Origin of the sequence: Nitrosomonas aestuarii, from assembly GCF_003046585.1 — a bacterium.
GTDB lineage: Bacteria > Pseudomonadota > Gammaproteobacteria > Burkholderiales > Nitrosomonadaceae > Nitrosomonas > Nitrosomonas aestuarii.
Genome location: NZ_QAAE01000003.1, coordinates 169,131 through 187,274 on the forward strand (window position 1 = coordinate 169,131; position 18,144 = coordinate 187,274).

At 45.6% G+C, this 18,144-nt stretch carries 18 protein-coding genes and 1 pseudogene; 5 read left to right on the top strand and 14 right to left on the bottom strand.

What is annotated here, in order from left to right:
• Window positions 1-388: 388 nt before the first annotated feature.
• The gene (gene smbP / locus C8R11_RS03930; RefSeq protein WP_107794565.1) at window positions 389-775 is read right to left on the bottom strand and encodes a small metal-binding protein SmbP; all 387 of its coding nucleotides are present in this window, start codon (window positions 773-775) and stop codon (window positions 389-391) included.
• 574 nt (window positions 776-1,349) lie between these two features.
• Here smbP and C8R11_RS16895 point away from each other — a divergent pair.
• The 3 genes from C8R11_RS16895 (at window position 1,350) to ppsR (ending at window position 4,873) form a co-directional block, all read left to right on the top strand.
• Window positions 1,350-1,481: a hypothetical protein gene (locus C8R11_RS16895; RefSeq protein WP_280523863.1), complete on the top strand. Its 132-nt coding sequence runs from the start codon at window positions 1,350-1,352 to the stop codon at window positions 1,479-1,481.
• A 181-nt stretch (window positions 1,482-1,662) separates the two neighbouring features.
• Entirely contained in the window at window positions 1,663-4,050 is a 2,388-nt protein-coding gene (ppsA, locus tag C8R11_RS03935; protein ID WP_107794690.1) for a phosphoenolpyruvate synthase, read from the top strand.
• Window positions 4,043-4,873 carry a posphoenolpyruvate synthetase regulatory kinase/phosphorylase PpsR gene (gene ppsR, locus C8R11_RS03940; RefSeq protein WP_107794566.1) on the top strand — a complete coding sequence of 277 codons (831 nt, stop codon included), beginning with the start codon at window positions 4,043-4,045 and terminating at the stop codon, window positions 4,871-4,873. The genes ppsA and ppsR overlap by 8 nt, the downstream gene beginning before the upstream one ends.
• A 110-nt stretch (window positions 4,874-4,983) precedes the next feature.
• Here ppsR and C8R11_RS03945 read toward each other — a convergent pair whose 3' ends face one another.
• Window positions 4,984-7,017 (bottom strand): CopD family protein, encoded by a 2,034-nt coding sequence (locus C8R11_RS03945; protein WP_107794567.1) that lies wholly within the window; start codon window positions 7,015-7,017, stop codon window positions 4,984-4,986.
• A gap of 637 nt (window positions 7,018-7,654) precedes the next feature.
• Between C8R11_RS03945 and C8R11_RS03950 the strand changes: the two genes are divergently transcribed.
• Window positions 7,655-9,220 (top strand): S10 family peptidase, encoded by a 1,566-nt coding sequence (locus C8R11_RS03950; protein ID WP_146159068.1) that lies wholly within the window; start codon window positions 7,655-7,657, stop codon window positions 9,218-9,220.
• Between the two features lie 62 nt (window positions 9,221-9,282).
• Entirely contained in the window at window positions 9,283-9,720 is a 438-nt protein-coding gene (trxC, locus tag C8R11_RS03955) for a thioredoxin TrxC (protein ID WP_107794569.1), read from the top strand.
• Between the two features lie 7 nt (window positions 9,721-9,727).
• Here trxC and C8R11_RS03960 read toward each other — a convergent pair whose 3' ends face one another.
• The 12 genes and pseudogenes from C8R11_RS03960 to hisA form a co-directional block, all read right to left on the bottom strand.
• Window positions 9,728-9,943, bottom strand: coding sequence for a heavy-metal-associated domain-containing protein (locus tag C8R11_RS03960; RefSeq protein ID WP_090697383.1), 216 nt, complete (start codon window positions 9,941-9,943; stop codon window positions 9,728-9,730).
• A gap of 13 nt (window positions 9,944-9,956) precedes the next feature.
• On the bottom strand, window positions 9,957-12,359 hold the full coding sequence (locus C8R11_RS03965; RefSeq protein ID WP_107794570.1) for a heavy metal translocating P-type ATPase: 2,403 nt from the start codon (window positions 12,357-12,359) through the stop codon (window positions 9,957-9,959).
• A 120-nt stretch (window positions 12,360-12,479) separates the two neighbouring features.
• Window positions 12,480-13,130, bottom strand: a complete 651-nt coding sequence (locus C8R11_RS03970) for a hypothetical protein (RefSeq protein ID WP_107794571.1) — start codon at window positions 13,128-13,130, stop codon at window positions 12,480-12,482.
• A 165-nt stretch (window positions 13,131-13,295) separates the two neighbouring features.
• Window positions 13,296-14,069, bottom strand: a complete 774-nt coding sequence (gene tatC / locus C8R11_RS03975; protein ID WP_107794572.1) for a twin-arginine translocase subunit TatC — start codon at window positions 14,067-14,069, stop codon at window positions 13,296-13,298.
• Window positions 14,070-14,150: 81 nt separating this feature from the next.
• Entirely contained in the window at window positions 14,151-14,570 is a 420-nt protein-coding gene (gene tatB / locus C8R11_RS03980; protein ID WP_107794573.1) for a Sec-independent protein translocase protein TatB, read from the bottom strand.
• A 305-nt stretch (window positions 14,571-14,875) separates the two neighbouring features.
• Window positions 14,876-15,032, bottom strand: a pseudogene (gene tatA / locus C8R11_RS16635) (Sec-independent protein translocase subunit TatA); the annotation flags it as partial.
• 169 nt (window positions 15,033-15,201) lie between these two features.
• Window positions 15,202-15,348, bottom strand: coding sequence for a hypothetical protein (locus C8R11_RS16040; protein ID WP_181258150.1), 147 nt, complete (start codon window positions 15,346-15,348; stop codon window positions 15,202-15,204).
• A 55-nt stretch (window positions 15,349-15,403) separates the two neighbouring features.
• Window positions 15,404-15,754, bottom strand: a complete 351-nt coding sequence (locus C8R11_RS03990) for a histidine triad nucleotide-binding protein (RefSeq protein ID WP_090697370.1) — start codon at window positions 15,752-15,754, stop codon at window positions 15,404-15,406.
• A 7-nt stretch (window positions 15,755-15,761) separates the two neighbouring features.
• A complete protein-coding gene (locus C8R11_RS03995) occupies window positions 15,762-16,097 on the bottom strand; it encodes a phosphoribosyl-ATP diphosphatase (protein ID WP_090697368.1) in 336 nt (111 codons plus the stop codon).
• Window positions 16,094-16,483, bottom strand: coding sequence for a phosphoribosyl-AMP cyclohydrolase (gene hisI, locus C8R11_RS04000; protein ID WP_107794575.1), 390 nt, complete (start codon window positions 16,481-16,483; stop codon window positions 16,094-16,096). The genes C8R11_RS03995 and hisI overlap by 4 nt, the downstream gene beginning before the upstream one ends.
• Window positions 16,484-16,530: 47 nt before the next feature.
• The gene (gene hisF, locus C8R11_RS04005; protein ID WP_107794576.1) at window positions 16,531-17,304 is read right to left on the bottom strand and encodes an imidazole glycerol phosphate synthase subunit HisF; all 774 of its coding nucleotides are present in this window, start codon (window positions 17,302-17,304) and stop codon (window positions 16,531-16,533) included.
• A gap of 68 nt (window positions 17,305-17,372) precedes the next feature.
• Window positions 17,373-18,128: a 1-(5-phosphoribosyl)-5-[(5-phosphoribosylamino)methylideneamino]imidazole-4-carboxamide isomerase gene (gene hisA / locus C8R11_RS04010; RefSeq protein WP_107794577.1), complete on the bottom strand. Its 756-nt coding sequence runs from the start codon at window positions 18,126-18,128 to the stop codon at window positions 17,373-17,375.
• Window positions 18,129-18,144 lie beyond the last annotated feature (16 nt).

Sequence of the window (18,144 nt, forward strand, 5' to 3'; positions counted from 1 at the left end):
TATGAACGTCATTACGAAGGTGCTTTGTTGTTACCCTATCAACTAATGAATAAATACTGTTGATGAGTGCATTTGAAAAAGCACTTCGTGCAGAAAAACATAAGCAATTTTCATGCCATAATGGTTTGACATAAAAAAAACAGTGGGTTAAACTAGCAGAAGTGATTCGGGTGTCGTTAAATTCGTAATAAATAAAGATAAAAATTACAGTACTTTGATTTTTAGGTATATTTTTTGTCTCAAATTAGAAACGACAAATAAACGAAAATCCGTTATCTGTGGTGCTGTTTGATATTAACAATACGGCATGTCACGATTTAACAATCCGCGTCTATAAGACGTGGACTCTAGAGTTTTTAATGCCACAGTCTTCCGAAAAAACTTTCAATCAATTATCGGTCAATTGATACATTTCAACCAAAGCATCATCAATGTATTCGGTAGCGATGCGTGCATGCCCCATTCTGGCGTGTTTTATCGCTTCGACCAGGCGTCTGAGCGATTCTGTTATATGAGTTCTTGCTTGAGTATTGTCATGCTCAATTGCTTGTATTTCAGCCTTTTTGACATATTCAAGACTCATCTTGGCGTATTCGTGAATTTCTTCCGGATGTGCTTTATGAGTTTTGGCCAGTTCTGCATATTTGATTGCTTCAGCCATTAGGCCTGATTTCCCTTCAGAATCACTGCTGCCAAAAAAGCCGGATGCATTGATTTGACTGTTGAGGAAAAGTGTGAAAAAACAGATAACTAAATTAGCTGTAAAATTTTTCATGTTGTAGCCCTCATTGTTTGTAGATCAAGGCAAAACTTTTTCCTGTTTCCTTAAGCGCTTTAGTTTAATACAGAATAAAAACACTATCTTGATAATCTGAGGTTATTTATGAAAATACACAAGTAAAAAATGAAGATTTTTTGAGCTTCTTTCTTAAATAATGTGAACACATATTCATATTCCTGTGAAGCAAACAAAATTACACGTCTTGATTTGATAATAATGCAAACAAGTCCTCACACTCGGTTGCTGTCGCCAGGGATATAATTTTAGGCTGATTCTGTGATTCTAATTTTTATCATAAGAGACCGATTTAACGTATTGTTACATTCCTGCATCCATGTGAACAAGTCTGTTGCTCATGCCTGTTTCCCGTCTGTCAATGTGCAGAGTTTTTTGGGAGGTAACAGATAAGCAGAATAATCGAGTCAGATCCCGGTACATCTACGACTTCATAAAATAACGCTATGTTGCGCCTCAATATCGAAAAACGAAGGAACCTACCTGATGTAATTGTAAGCCATTAACCCGAATAACAATTAATCCCGTACTGATCAAAATATCGACACCTGTTATGTGCAATCCTCATAAACATCATTTAGTCCTGGGTCGTGCTTATGGTCCACTCGAAAGTGCGATGGAGATTGTATCTGTTTACTACTATAAACCGGCTATTGAACAGGGTGATTTGTCATTTCTCAGATAGTCGTTCCATGTCCCAATACTAATGTTCGAATTGTTTTATAAACAGACAAGCCCTCGAACTATAGGCTAATATATATGTGTAATTACTGTATTGATGATGTATTAACAGGTTTATAAAACGGTGCGTGGATATTTTTTTCAGCAATTATGACCAATTTTAGTTGATGGGAGTGGTTTTTATAATGACTGGATATATTGTATGGTTTGATCAGTTGACTATGAGCGATGTCGGCATCGTTGGCGGTAAAAATGCGTCCCTGGGTGAAATGATCAGTCATCTATCTCAAACAGGCGTTAATGTACCGGGTGGTTTTGCGACTACAACTGAGGCTTATCGGGAATTTCTGATTGCTAACGATCTTGTTGATCGTATTAATCATTTATTGAACGGGCTGAATGTTGACGATATTGATGCACTCACTACAGCAGGCAAAACGATTCGCGGCTGGATGCTTGACGCCACACTGCCGAATCCGATTATACAGGCAGTCTCGCAGGCATACGAAAAACTGCTGGCAAGCAATGCTGACCAGGATGCAGTTTCATTTGCTGTGCGTTCTTCGGCCACCGCTGAGGATTTGGCCAATGCTTCGTTTGCGGGTCAGCAGGAGACTTTATTGAATGTAAGCGGTCTGGATCATCTTTTTGAGGCCATCAAAATAGTGTTTGCTTCGCTGTATAACGATCGAGCCATTGCATATCGTGTTCATCAACAATTCCCGCATGATAAAGTGTATTTGTCAGCAGGTATTCAGAAAATGGTACGCAGTGATCTTGGTGCAAGTGGCGTAATGTTTACGTTGGATACCGAATCGGGTTTCCGTGATGCCGTTTTCATCACCGCCGCGTATGGACTGGGAGAAACCATCGTGCAAGGCATCGTTAACCCTGATGAATTTTATGTCTACAAGCGTGTACTGGCTGAAGGTAATCCAGCAATTCTTTCGCGGCGCTTAGGCACTAAAACCGTCGAAATGATTTACAGTGATCGGAAAAACAATCAGAGTGACGCCACAATCATTCGTGACGTGGAATTTGACCGGCGCACGCGTTTTGCCTTGTCCGACAGTCAGGTTGAGACACTGGCACGTCAGGCTGTGATTATTGAACAGCATTATGGACGCCCAATGGATATTGAGTGGGCTTTGGACGGTTCGGATGGACAGTTGTATATTGTGCAGGCCCGTCCCGAGACTGTTGAAAGTCGCAGCAGTACAGGGCTGGAACGTTTCAAATTGAAAGAGAAAGGTGCGGCGCTGGCTGAAGGCCGGGCGATCGGACAGAAAATAGGTCAGGGAGCGGCGCGTTTGATCACGGGCATTGACCAAATGAACAAAATTCAGGCGGGTGATGTGTTGGTAACTGATATGACGGATCCGGACTGGGAGCCTATTATGAAGCGGGCGGCCGCTATTGTAACCAATCGTGGAGGCCGCACTTGTCATGCGGCAATTATCGCGAGGGAAATGGGGATTCCCGCGGTAGTGGGTTGCGGCGATGCAACGGCTTGCATCAAAGACGGCGCGCAGGTTACCGTATCGTGCGCTGAGGGTGATACCGGTTATGTATATGAAGGACTATTGAAATTTGAGCATAGCACGGTAGATGCGGGTAAGTTGCCGGAATTGCCTGTCAAAATTATGATGAATGTTGGTAACCCGTCTTATGCTTTTTCATTTTCACGCATCCCGAATCAGGGTGTCGGACTAGCAAGGCTGGAATTCATTATCAGCAATATGATTGGTATTCATCCCAAAGCATTACTGGAGTTTGACCAATTGCCCGTTGATCTGAAAAATGAAATTGGCAGCCGTACTGCAGGTTATGCGAGTCCGGTTGATTTTTATGTGGAAAAGCTCGCTGAAGGTATTGCAATGCTGGCTGCGGCGTTTTACCCCAATGCTGTCATCGTACGTACTTCCGATTTTAAATCAAATGAATACGCAAATTTGATTGCAGGTGATCGCTACGAACCTCATGAAGAAAATCCGATGATCGGTTTTCGCGGCGCATCACGTTATCTTTCGGATGATTTTAAGGATTGTTTTGAATTGGAGTGCAGGGCGTTGCGTAAAGTGCGTGATGAAATGGGTTTAACTAATGTCGAAATTATGATTCCATTTTGCCGGACGCTGAATGAAGCTGACCAGGTAACAGCATTGCTCGCTTCGCAGGGATTTGTGCGTGGCAACAACGGTTTGCGGTTGATCATGATGTGTGAAATCCCATCCAATGCAATACTCGCGGAAGAATTTTTACAGTATTTTGACGGTTTTTCCATTGGCTCTAATGATATGACCCAATTAACGTTGGGTATTGATCGGGATTCCGCGTTGGTTTCTCATTTATTTGATGAGAGAAATCCTGCTGTGAAAAGATTGTTAAAAATGGCCATTGACGCCTGCCACAAGCAAGGTAAATACATTGGCATTTGCGGACAAGGGCCTTCGGATTACCCGGATTTTGCAGCCTGGTTGTTCGAACAGAAAATCAGCAGCCTGTCGCTCAATCCCGATTCAGTGATGCAGACATGGCTTGATTTAGCAAAATTCAGCATGCAGGATGGTTAATCAAAAGCGCACTGTCTTCTACTTATCCGACCGTACCGGCATTACGGCCGAGACGCTCGGCCACAGTTTGTTGACGCAATTTGATGGCATTGAATGGAACACGATCAATGTGCCTTTTCTGGATGATATCGAGAAAGCGCATAACGTCACCAGGCAAATTAACGAAATCGCCGAATGTGAAGATCATAAACCTTTAGTATTCAGCACATTGCTAAATCCTGAATTTCTTGAGATCATTAAACAGGCAAATTGCCGTGTATTTGATTTTTTTGAAGCATTTATTTGTCCTATTGAGGAAGAATTGCGTTTGCCGTTCGCACGTATGGCCGGACGATCACATGGTCTACAGCATCATCTGTCGTATTTCAAACGCATTGCCGCAATTAACTATGTGCTCGCGCATGATGACGGTGTTAATCCTAAGAGCTTCGAAGAAGCCGATATCGTTCTGATCGGTGTTTCGCGATCCGGTAAAACGCCGACCTGTCTTTATTTAGGATTGCAGTACGGTATTGCTGCAGCCAATTATCCGTTGACGCAAGATGATATGCAGGTCATGCAGTTACCAAAAGTTTTGCAAAATGCCAGAGCGAAATTATTCGGTCTGACGCTCAGTGCAGCGCAACTACATTTCATTCGGCAGGAACGTCGGCCTAATAGTACATATGCTTCACTGGCGCAGTGTCAGCATGAAATTCAGTGGCAGGAATCACTGTTTCGTCAATACAATATTCCTCATCTGGATACGACACGTATTTCCATTGAGGAAATCAGTGCGACTATTTTGAATCGCTGCGGACTCAGGCGTCAATTATATGGATGAATCAGAACCGAACGGCGCCGGCGTCTGCACTTCAACAGTGCCGTTGAAAAACTATCTGCGTTGCCATTTTGACTTGTATGCCTGCCCCGAAAACATTTTTCAATGATATCTTAATGCGCGTGATCACCTGGCGGTGGCATAATTTCGTCTTCCGAACTGAGTAAATCCAGTTGCTGGGATAGCGCGCTAAAGTTTTGCCAGCCAAAGCCTTCGAATTGCGCGTTCCATCTTGCGCGTAGATAACCAAAGCGATCAATCATAAATTCCATATGGACCGGTGTCATGCCGGGCCCGCTTAAATCCGGTACAGTCCTGACCCGGCGATAGAGTAAATAAGTGTCTCTTATCTGAGACCAGCCTTCAGTCACGATGGGAAAAGGAACGACATCGATGATAGCCTCCATTTCTTGATCGGTGAGTTTTTGCATGGGAATTGCAAGGATTTCAGTGTTGTGATCGCGCGAGACTTTTTCATAAAAATGTTTTAACTGAAGTAAGCGCTGGTGCGATTGCGGCCAGGAAAAGAAAACTAGAATGACATTTTTTTCCAAGCGAAAATCCTTTAAATCACCACTGGAGCCGTCATTTGCAGCGTAGAAAAATACAGGTGAAGCAATAGCGGGGGTTTCCGGGAGAATCATGGTGCCAAGCAGGCGTGCATCAAAACCGCGTGAAAGAGCATGGAGAAAATTAATCACATCCCAGATATCATCTTCGGACAGCGTTTCAGAAAAACCAGACATGTCAGTTCCAGGGATGCCATTTGCTATCCAATGATAAAAATTGCCAACGGTATGTCTTCTTGTGTGCGGTTCCGTCAGCAGGTCAGTCGGCCCGGAAGATAGTGTTCCGGCAAGCGCACCGTTGCCCTTTCCCTGGGGACCGTGACAATCGGCGCAATGTTCGGCATACAAGCGTGCGCCATGCGATATTGAAATGGCATCGAACGGGATCAGCGGTTTAAGATAAGTCTCAGGGTAAGCTTCTATTGTAACAGGGGGTAACGCTATTCCCATTGCAGTGAGCGTCAGTACACCCGGCGCAAAAATCGTTTTCTTCCAGCTCCAGTGCAATTGTATTCCGATCCAGGCTATGCTCAGCGCGACGAAAAACAATGCGGTACCAAACCAAAACAGTTCTTCGTCAATGGATTCTTCAGATGCTGTCTCAAAAGCGAATCGAAATGGAAAAGGCCAGTTTTCGATAATCGTATGCTTGGCGGGAAGCGTATTGGCTAATACGGTGGCAACCAGCATCAATGCTAATGCAAGAATAAACTCAATACGCACCCATTTTTTAAGATGCGTAATACTGTCCTTTATTTGGTCAGTTATATCCACTTGGGAAATCAAAGGCAACCATTTGTATCGTGCCTGATAGGCAATTATCAGAATAATCGCCAATATGAGCAGCTTAAAATTTAATAGCCAGCCATAAGGACTGGAAACAAGTGTATGGTAATAACCTTCAACCATGCGATCGGCTACGATCAGGCCGGTTGCCAGCAACAAAAACATGACGGGCAGGGCGATGGTGGAAAATTGATTGAGAAACGATGCATTTAACAAGCGCGTGATTTTATCGCTTTCGTGCTGGCTGTTAAGTACAATCAGCAAAAAAGCGGGGAGTGCGCCAAACCATACGCCTGCCAGCAGAATGTGCAGTGCAAACGGCGCAATGGCTACAAAAGACATTTCATCCGCGCTCGAATGGCTGACAAATGTTCCTGCTATCAAGGGAAGCGAGGCCGCAAAGGCACAAACAACATAATGCCAGCGCTGCCGGTTTTTACGCAGAACGAGTGCAACTGTAGCAAGCAGAGAAGCAGCGAGTAATATCCGGACAAAAGCGATCAAGCCGACCTGTGTCCGTTGAACAAATTTTATCCATGCATCTGGATTCCAGGTATTGGCTATATGACCCGTGGCTTCACCGGTCGTAGTGGCCAGAATGCCTATCAGGCCCAACACAACTACGCCAGCCAGCCAGGGAAAAATTTTTTCCAGATGAACCAGCCAAGATGCGGGATGTTCCAGTACCCCCTTTTTTTGCCAGACAATAGCGAGGAAAAAAAAACTGCCAAACAGAATTAAATTAGCAGACAGTTGTGCCCAGTGTGAAAAATTAGCAATGATTTCAAACATATTATTATAAGTATTCTTGTATCGCCGTTATCAGCAACAGCAAAGTAAGCGTTGATGATTTTCCAGTACAACTCTGAATGAATTTCAGCGCTTTAAGCATGTGTACACTTATCTAATATCATGGTTGATGATGGCGTCTTAAGACCCCAAAGATAAGAGGCCAGATATTTTACCTTGAGTATGGGGATATTCAAATCATATTCGGCCTTGTTGTCGAATACATGCGAATACCAGTATGGGATAATTTGTAGCTGACGGCAAAGTGTATAATCATCGAATTAATGTGTAATATAAAACAAAATGTATGTCCGAAAACATCTTATCATTCGTTAAATATCTCCAGAAAACAGGACATCAAACTGGACGAGTCAGCATTCGGGCCGTGGTCAGATTGATCGGCGAACCCCTCTTCTTGGATAGCCGTCTCTGTTTTTGTCTTGCCAGATGTCATTGAGTGCAAAGCTTAAAGATAAGGTGTAATGAATGAAATGCTTTGCCATGCAGTTTTACATTGATCATGAATGCTACTTAGGTAGTGCTTTGTGATCATTACATCCTGCAATATGAAAACGAAGTGTAACGGGGGCAAACGGCACATGGACGGCGTTAAAGAATGAATCAGAATGGGGAGGTTTAATTGATTTCACAGCTGATGTTGATAGTGATTATTGTCTGGATCGGTTTGGTGCAGATGCCGGTAGCTATGAGCGCAGAGGAAGAGACTGGAGTAAAGCAAGAATCTCCGAGTGAAGCGCGCGCATCTGATTTAGCGAATCAATCCGTAACTACACATATTTTCAAATCAGGTCAGGCAACGCTTGATTATACGGCGACTGCCGCATCGGTAACTGTCCATGACAAGCAGTTCAAACCTGCAGGTCAAATTTTTTACGTTGCTTATACAATGAACCAGCCGGATCAGCAGCGCCGGGCGCTGACTTTTGTGTTTAATGGCGGCCCCGGCGCAGCGTCCGCTTATTTGCATCTTGGCGCACTGGGACCGAAACGTGTCGTATTTAATAAAAACGGGACAGTGCCTACACCGACCCGCATCGTGGATAATCCGAAAAGCTGGCTGGCTTTTACTGACCTGGTATTTGTTGACCCGGTTGGGACGGGTTACAGCCGCAAATCCGGGAGTAAGAAAACAAGTCAATCAGCATCGGACAAACAAGTACACGGCCGGTCACAATTCTGGGGTGTTGAGGAAGATGTTCATTCGCTGTCTCGCTTTATTCGTAACTATCTCACTGAAGAGAATCGATGGCTGTCGCCTGTTTATCTGGCTGGAGAGAGTTATGGCGGATTCCGGGTGGCACGCCTTTCCAGGCGGTTACAGGCGGATTATGGTATCGCACCAAGCGGCTTGATTCTGATCTCGCCGGCGCTGGATTTCAGTTTTATATGGGGCGGCGAGTACAGTCTGTGGCCATGGGTGTCTTTGCTGCCAAGCTATGCGGCGGTGGCTGCGATTCATCAGCGCAGCGATCAGGTCGATTATATAGCCGAACGGCCGCGAGATACACTGATAGAGGTGGAGCGTTTCGCCTTAACGGGGTATCTGAGTGGGCTGGCGGCAGGAACGCCTGAACCTGATTGGCTAGATCAGGTCAGCAACATCATCGCCTTGGATAAGGATACTTTACAGCGTTCTACAGGACGTATTTCGGCGGCGCGCTTTGTTAAGACACTTCTTGCCGACCAGCGCCGCTTGCTGAGTTTATATGACGGATCAATAACACTGATTGATCCGGATCCTGCTAAACAGTTTATGAGTGGCCGCGATCTCTATCTTGACAGGCTTAATGCGCCTGTTACGGCGGCCTTTAACAGTTATGTGCGCAAACATTTAACATTTAAGTCTGAATTACCTTATTTACTTCTCAATAAAGATGTATCCAGTGCCTGGAACTGGCGATCGGGGATTCATGGCCAACAGGGTTTTGCCGAGGCGGTTTCTGATTTGAAGCTGGCCATGAGTCTGAATCCGGATATGCGTGTAAAGATTGTACATGGTGTGTTTGATTTGGTAACGCCTTACTTTGCTTCTGAAATATTAATCAGGCAAATGGCGCTGGATCCAAAAATAAGCCGTAATATTGAGCTTAATGTTTATCATGGCGGACATATGTTCTACTTCCACCAGGATTCACTTAATGCCTTGTATAGTGATACGCTTCGGTTTTATAAACGGAATTTATAATTTCGTGGGTTTAGTTATTGGGTTTCATTCATTATTCTCTAAAATTGTCATGACAAAGCACAATGTCTGAATCGGCCTTGCTTGTTTGTCCATATTGCGACGTTGCTAATCGTGTTCCTTCTGCGCGGTTGAATGAAGGGCCGAAATGCGGCAAATGTCATCGATTGCTGTTTGACGGTCAACCCGTGGCGCTGACATCAGCCAGTTTTCAAAAGCATATCAACCAAAGTGATATTCCAGTAATGGTTGATTTTTGGGCGCCGTGGTGCGGGCCTTGCAAGATCATGGCGCCACAATTTGCGCAAGCTGCTGCACAACTGGAACCAAAAGTCCGGCTGGCAAAGGTGAATACCGATGCCGAGCATACGCTTGGTGCGCAATTTGGTATCCGCAGCATTCCAACGTTGGTGTTATTCCGGCAGGGTCATGAAGTTGCGCGTCATCCGGGTGCGATGAATGCAGCAGAAATTGTGCGATGGACGCTTGGTAAAATGACGTGATAGCTCGTCAATTGGTGACTTCAAAACCTGCATCATCAATTATTTTTTTTAAATGATCGATGCTGGCACTGGCTGGATCATGCACAATGATGGCCTGTGCTGCATCAAGAGATACTTCAACTTTCTCAACGCCGGTCTGATTTTTAAGGACGGTTTTGACACTATTGACACAGCCACCGCATGTCATACCCTGTATTTTGAGTGTAGTTGTGGTTGTTTGCATGTTGAGTCTTCCTTTATTGATTTGCCTGCCAGCGCTTTAGGAGTAATGAGTTGCTGACGACTGATACCGAACTCATTGCCATAGCGGCACCAGCGATGACCGGATTCAGCATGCCGATCGCCGCCAGTGGAATACCAAGTGAATTATAAACAAAAGCGAAGAACAGGTTTTGACGGATTTTCCTGAGGGTGGCGCGCGATAGCGAAATGGCATCAGCGACACTCATCAGATCGTTGCGAATCAATGTGATGTCGGCTGCTTCAATGGCAACATCGGAACCGGCGCCAATGGCGAAGCTGACATCTGCCGCCGCGAGTGCAGGGGCGTCATTGATACCGTCACCGATCATGGCGGTAAAACGGCCGCTTTCTTTTAGTTTTTTTACCTCTACAGCTTTGTCTTGCGGCAGCACCTCGGCGCGGAATTCGCTAATGCCTGTAAGTTTGGCAATCGCTTCGGCGGTCACGGTATTATCACCGGTGAGCATGACAACGTGAATACCCATATTTTGCAGTCGTTTAACAGCTTTGCTGGATGTGTCGCGCAAGCGATCGGCGATGGCCAGGTAACCCAGGGTGCGCGGTTTGTCATTTGTTATAGCAGCAATGGCGACGACTGTTTTACCCGCCGATTGAAGGGCAGTAACTTTTTCTTCGTCCAGGATGGCACTTTGTTGGGTTAAAAATTTGGGTGAACCAAGCAGATATTGGGTGCCTTCAATACAAGCCTTGAGGCCGCTGCCGGTGATAGCCGTAAAATCAGTTACCGGTTTGAGTGTAATATTCATTTTTTCAGCGCGTTCCAGCACCGCTTTGGCAAGTGGGTGCTCGGAGCCTTGCTCCAATGAGGCGGCAATTTGTATGAAATCCTGCTCACTGATTGTATCTACAGGTACACTGTCAGTGACTGCCGGTTTGCCTTCGGTTAGCGTACCGGTTTTATCCACGATAACCGTTTGAATTTTTTCGGCATGCTCGAGTGCAGCCGCATTTTTGACCAGAACGCCGACCTGCGCTCCGCGTCCGGTTCCGACCATAATGGCAGTTGGTGTTGCTAGACCCAGTGCGCATGGGCAGGCGATGACCAACACAGCTACAGCGTGGATAAGTGCTGTTACGAAAACACCTGTCCACCACCAGGTAATGCCCAGCGTAAACAGGCTGATGACAACGACAATCGGCACAAAAATACCGGAGATTGTGTCCGCCATGCGTTGAATCGGTGCTTTTGAGCCTTGCGCCTCTTCAACCAGGTGGATAATAGCCGCGAGTTGCGTATGTGCACCGACACTGGTTGCACGGCATTTGAGCAGGCCCTGTTGATTCATGGTTGCCGCAAATACCTTTGATTCAGGTTGTTTGCTGACGGGCAGACTCTCTCCTGTAAGCATCGATTCATTGACGTTTGATGTGCCTTCAATCACTACGCCATCTACAGGCAGACTTTCACCGGGACGTACGATAAAAATATCGTCGACTTGCAGACTATCGGTGGGTATTTCACAAACTTTGCCATCACGTTCAATACGAGCTGTTTTGGGTTGCAGTTTGATCAACGCCTCTATGGCTTCGGATGTTTTGCCTTTGGCGCGTGCTTCCATGAGTTTGCCGAGTAATACCAGGGTGATAATCGCTGCGCTGGCTTCAAAATAAATATGCTGGTCGAGTGAAAACAGCGTGACGACTGCACTAAAGATGTAAGCCATGCTGGTGCCTAATGCGACCAATACGTCCATATTTGCCCCGCCGCCGCGCAATGCATGCCAGGCACCGATATAAAAACGTTTGCCAATCCAGAATTGCACCGGCGTGGCCAGCAGCCATTGCAGCCAGCGGGGTATTATGTCCATTGCCGCCATACCGTGACCAGTGAACATCGCACCCATTTGCAGCACCAGTGGCAAAGTGAGCATGGCCGATATCCAGAACAAGCGCAATTCAGCCTGATAAGCGGCCTGACGGCGTGCCTTTTCTTCAGCATGACTTGATTCGCTGATTTCATTGGCACCATAGCCCGCATTTTCAACTGCAGCGATCAACTGGTCGATGGCTGCCAATCCCGGTATAAAAGTAACTTTGGCGGTTTCGGTAGCGACATTGACATGAGCGGTTACACCAGGCAGATTGTTTAAAGCTTTTTCAATATGTCCGCCACATGCTGCACATGTCATTTTATGCAGTTGCAACTGCACCGATTGCGGTGCAATGTGGAACCCTGATTTCTCGATAGCTTCGATAAGATTGTCTGTTTTTATCTGTCCGTCATCATAATGCACGCGTGCTTTTTCACTGGCGAAATTAACCGCAGCTTCGACACCAGGCAGCTTATTCAGATTTTTTTCGATGCGTGTTGCACAGGCTGCACAGGTCATGCCTTCAATGGGTAGTTCGATTTGTTTAGGCGTCGCAGTGTTCATCAAGATATTCCCTCATTATTGGCAGATGAAACCAGTGAACCGATGTGAATATTGAATTTAAAAGCAGTGCTTATCATATGGTGGCCGCTGCCAACAAATCAAGTGGATTATGCTGTGTTTTTATCGGCCGACAGTGTGTTCTGGGACTATCATGCCGTCAATCAATTGAATTCTATCGCCGCGATGCAGTTGGGACGCGTCAGGGACGGTAATGACTTGCTGACTGCCGTCATGCATGATGATGCCGACATGATAGTGCTGTTGTCCACTATGCCTCGAATGTCCCCGGCCTGCGTTATTCTGGGGATGCGGATGTGCACCATGTTCGCCTATTTTTCTGGCGATAGTGCCGGCCACGATGCCACTAGCCATTGCATTCAGTACGTTATTCTGATTGATGTTGTTGATGAAATCGATAATGCCGCAATTGATGCAATTTGAGGCGTAGGGTGATCCAGATACATTGGGCGCATGTGTTGCAGGTGCAGCAGAAGGATAGTGAATGATACCGGCATCTGTACTTTTAATACTGACGCTGTTCCGGGCGCCAATAATTGCTGTGCCAGTGCGGTGCATGGCCCTGGTTGGAAGGCCCGGGTTCGGTTTGACCCCGGGTGTGGGTATCGGCGGCTGTGCAGAATGTACAATCGGTTGGTGCTGTGTTGATGCACCCAGGCTGCCGGACTCTGCCATTGTTACCTGGGTTGTATAAAAAATAGCAATAAAGATAAATAAGTTTTGAATCGCCCATGTTGCGTATCTGGATAACATTGTCGTGTCCTTTGGTTAAGTATGCTTGTTGTTTGCAAGCATTAACGGTAATTTCCTGTTTGAACACCGCGTGTGTTGCAAAGTTTCTCCCGGCTCGTTTCAGATGGTCGAGATCGTTACACGCAGTGTATAGGTGGATAACGGCAATAATTAGGATGAAAATTGCTATTTTTTGGAGTTGTCGTTTTCAGGTTGCGGCGGAATGTTACTTTTACCGTCGTTCCTGACTTTCTTAAAGGTAACGGCGGCGATGAGAATACCCACTTCGTATAGCAAACAGAGCGGTACGGCCAGCATGAACTGCGATATCACATCAGGTGGAGTGATAATAGCTGCAATGACAAACGATCCGACGATGACATAAGGGCGTATTTCTTTAAGCTTGTCAATTGTGATGATGCCTGTTTTGACGAGCACCATTACTATGACCGGGACTTCGAAGGTAATGCCGAAAGCCATAAACATGGATAACACAAAGGTTAAGTATTTGTTGATATCGGTCATTACCGCAACACCCTCCGGTGCAAAAAAAGTAATAAACTCGAATACCAGTGGCAGAGCGGCGAAATAAGCGAACAGCATACCGAAAAAGAATAGCAGGCTGCTGGCGAATACCAGCGGCAGCGCCAGGCGTTTTTCATGTGAATAAAGACCGGGTGCAATAAAAGCCCACATTTGATAAAGTGTATGCGGTAATGTAATGACAAAGGCGAGCATCATGGCGACCTTCATTGGGACAAAGAACGGTGTTGCCACATCTGTAGCAATCATTTGTCCGCCTTGCGGCAGTTTCTCAAGAAGTGGCTGTGCCAGAATCGTGTAGAGTTCCCGTGCATAGAAAGCGCAGGGTATAAAGCCGAGCATCAGACCGCCCAGCATGCGAATGAGCCGGGTGCGCAGTTCGATCAGATGCGATAAAAGCGAGCCTTCAATAGTCATTGCGATTCGACAGCAGGATACTCATGCTATAAATAAGATTGCATGGTTCGACCGGAATGGAGAACGGTCATGTAATTGAAGCTATTCATGTGAAGATGATGCGTTGTCTTTATCAGGTGTGTCATGCCGTAATTGGCGTGAATCCTGAGTGACTGGCTTTGCCAGTGAATCAGTTTTTGCTTTGTTAGTGGCCGCCTCAGGTTTGGCCTCGGTCGTTTCTTGCGTTGAATCGATGTCCGTCGCTGATTTGATTTCGTCAATTTCTTTTCGCACGGAATCTTCAATTGATTGAACTGTTTCATGCATGGTGTTGTGCATGTTTTTCAATTCTTCCATACGTATTTCATTGTGGATATCCGTTTTGACGCTGTACACAAATTGCCGACACCTGCCGATCAGATGGCCTAGCGTTCGCGCTACTTGTGGCAGGCGCTCAGGCCCAATGACTATCAGTGCAATCATCGAGATGATCATTATTTCAAAGAAGCTGATATCGAACATGTTACTGTCTTAACAGTGAAAGCGTTGTCATATTGCGCTAAATAGCAAACGGTGATATTTATTGGATGCTATGTATCGTGCAAGTTGGAATCACTATGCTTTAGATTGTGAATTGTCCTTGGGTACACTGTCAGTAGCTTGATTGTTGCTATCTGATTTTTTTTCGCCTTCTTCTTTTGTGTCATTGGACGCGGTTGTGGTTTCTTTTGATTTGACTGCTTCCTTAAAGGCGTGGGTACTTTCGGTAGTGTCCTTGATATCATCGTCAAATGTTAAACTGCTTTTATCAGAGGGCTGAGAAGAAGCGTTTTCAGTTTCAGAACTGGCATCCTTCATCCCTTCTTTAAAACCCTTGATGGCACTGCCCAGATCACCACCCAGGTTACGCAGTTTTTTGGTGCCGAAAACCAGAACAACAATTACTAATACCACTAACCAATGCCAAATGCTGAATGTTCCCATTATTGCCTCCCTATATAATTGGAAATGGAACAATACCTGAAGATTGTCCGACTACAGGCCGCGCTAGTGCAAAAAAGCGATTCCGGTCATTTTTATAATTGTTCTCGCTAAATAAAATAACTATTCGTCTCAAATAATCAAAAAATCTGCCTGAAATTACTACATCCCGCTACAAATACTCTTTTAGACAACCTCCCAGTGCTCCATCAATCAGTAGCGCTGGAAAACTGGCCTGTCGGGTAATCACAGGTTGCGACATCACTGCGTGGCAGCACTTGCCAAGTGTCTCACGGTAATTATCTTCACGCGCCTTCATTGTGAAGTAGCCCCCTCGTGAACGCTGCGCCTGTCATTACTAAGTTGATGGAGTGCTAACCTTTATGAATCATGGCAGGCAAGCGATCTTTACTGCCGATAATATGTATGTGTAAATGAAAAACTTCCTGTCCACCTACTCGACCTGTATTGATAATAGTGCGAAAGCCATCTGTACAACCTTGTTCTTTCGCGAGCGTGGGTGCTAATAATAGCATTTTTCCGAGTAATTGCTGATCTGATTTCTCACATTCCATGAGCGATGCTATATGCGTTCTGGGGATGATCAGAAAATGCACCGACGCAGCAGGATTGATGTCATTGAAGGCAATAAGATCATCATCTTCATATATTTTCTGTGCAGGAATTTCTTCACGCAAGATCTTGCAAAAAATGCAGTTATCCATCAGTTGATTATCCTGTTTTTTCTGTTGTCCGTGAAGCTTTTTCAACAATACCTGATACGCCTTCGCGTTTTTCTAATTCTTGCAAAACATCTTCAGGCTTTAATCCATGGTGCGCAAGCAATATCAGACAGTGAAACCAGAGGTCAGCCGTTTCACGTACGACATGCTGCGCATCACCATCTTTTGACGCCATGAGTGTTTCTGCTGATTCTTCGGCAATTTTTTTGAGAATTTTGTCTTGCCCTTCTTTCAACAGCTTGGCAACATATGAGTTATCAGTATCAGCTTGCTTGCGTGCTTCTATGGTTTCGGATAAACGATGCAGAATGTCTGATTGTGTCATTTTTTGTAGATTGTATCCGGGTTTTTAAGAATGGGTGATGTAATTACCCACTGGTCGGACTCCAGTTTTCTGAAAAAACAGTGATGCCTGCCAGTATGGCACGCGATCCCACCTGATTGTTCAACACTTAATAATAATACATCACCATCGCAGTCGAGACGGATGTCCATCACTTTTTGTGTGTGGCCAGATTCTTCACCTTTATGCCACAATTTTTTTCGCGAACGCGACCAGTAAATGGCTTCACCTTTTTCTACCGTCAATTTCAGTGCCTCACGGTTCATCCAGGCGACCATTAAAACTTTACCGCTTTTTACTTCCTGTGCGATAACGGGAATCAATCCATCATCAGACCAGTTGATTTCACTCAGCCAAGTTGATGCCATAAGTCATTAAAAAAGTAAAAGTGTGAAATTGTAGGAAACTTTTTTCATTATAAGCGCACTTCAATGCCATGTTCGGCCATACGTTGTTTGGCCTGCTCGATAGTATGTTCACCGTAATGAAAAATGCTCGCCGCCAGTACGGCATCTGCGTGGCCTTTCAAAATGCCATCTACCATATGGTCCAGGTTGCCGACACCGCCGCTGGCAATGACAGGAATGTCTATAGCGTCCGAAACAGCGCGTGTCAGTTCAATATCAAAACCGTTTCGCGTGCCGTCTCTGTCCATACTGGTCAGCAGAATCTCGCCTGCACCCAGTTTTTGCATTTTTTTTGCCCAGTCAATTACCTCAAGCCCGGTTGGTGTCCGGCCGCCATGTGTGAAAACTTCCCAGCGTGGTGTATTATTCCGAGTTTCAACCCGTTTGGCGTCAATTGCGACCACAATGCACTGCGCGCCATAATGACCTGAGGCATCGGCAACCAGCTGAGGATTCAGAACAGCCGATGTGTTGATACTGACTTTGTCTGCACCGGCATTGAGCAATCGCCGGACATCATCAACTTTGCGGACTCCACCACCGACAGTAAGCGGAATGAACACCTGCGATGCGACATCTTCTATAATGTGCAGTATCAGGTCCCGGTCATCAGAACTGGCCGTAATATCCAGAAAAGTTAATTCGTCAGCACCTTGTTCATCATATCGATGCGCAATTTCGACAGGATCACCAGCATCGCGTAATTCGACAAAATTGACGCCTTTGACTACACGCCCGTTAGTGACATCCAGACAGGGAATAATGCGTTTGGCAAGGCCCATTCGATTAAACGTCTATAGTGAATTATGAGGGAAAAAGGATTGAAAATAATCGGAACTGCAATGAAGAATCACGCATTATCGCCGCCTTGAAGTAATTTGTCCGCTAATGCCTGTGCTGCCATAAAGTCAAGCGTTCCTTGGTAAATTGCGCGCCCGGTGATCGCGCCCATGACGCCTTCAGACTCAATCGCGCAGAGTGTTTTGACATCGTCCAGGTTTGTGATGCCGCCGCTGGCTATGACCGGTATTGTCAGTTCCCTGGCTAAATCAACGGTGGCTTTGATATTGACGCCATTTAACATGCCGTCACGTCCTATATCCGTATAAATAATCGCCTCAACACCATAATCTTCAAATTTTACGGCCAGATCAATAACATCATGACCGGTTACCTTGGACCAGCCGTCGACAGCAACTTTGCCTTCTTTTGCATCGAGTCCGACTAATATATGACCGGGGAAGGCATTACAGGCATCATGCAGGAATCCGGGTATTTTGATTGCTGCTGTGCCTATGATAATGTAGGTGACGCCTTCATCAAGATAGCTTTCGATGGTATCCAGATCGCGTATGCCGCCGCCTAACTGTATTGGAATCTGATCATCGATGGCGCGCACAATTTCACGAATAGCCGTTTTGTTTTTTGGTTTTCCGGCAAAAGCGCCATTTAAATCAACCAAATGTAACCGTCGAGCACCCTGGTTCAGCCAGTGCGTCGCCATTTCGCCCGGATTTTCCGAAAAAACCGTGGCATCTTCCATAACGCCTTGTTTAAGGCGAACACAATGTCCGTCTTTAAGATCTATTGCAGGAATAATCAACATAGCCTAATTTTGATTA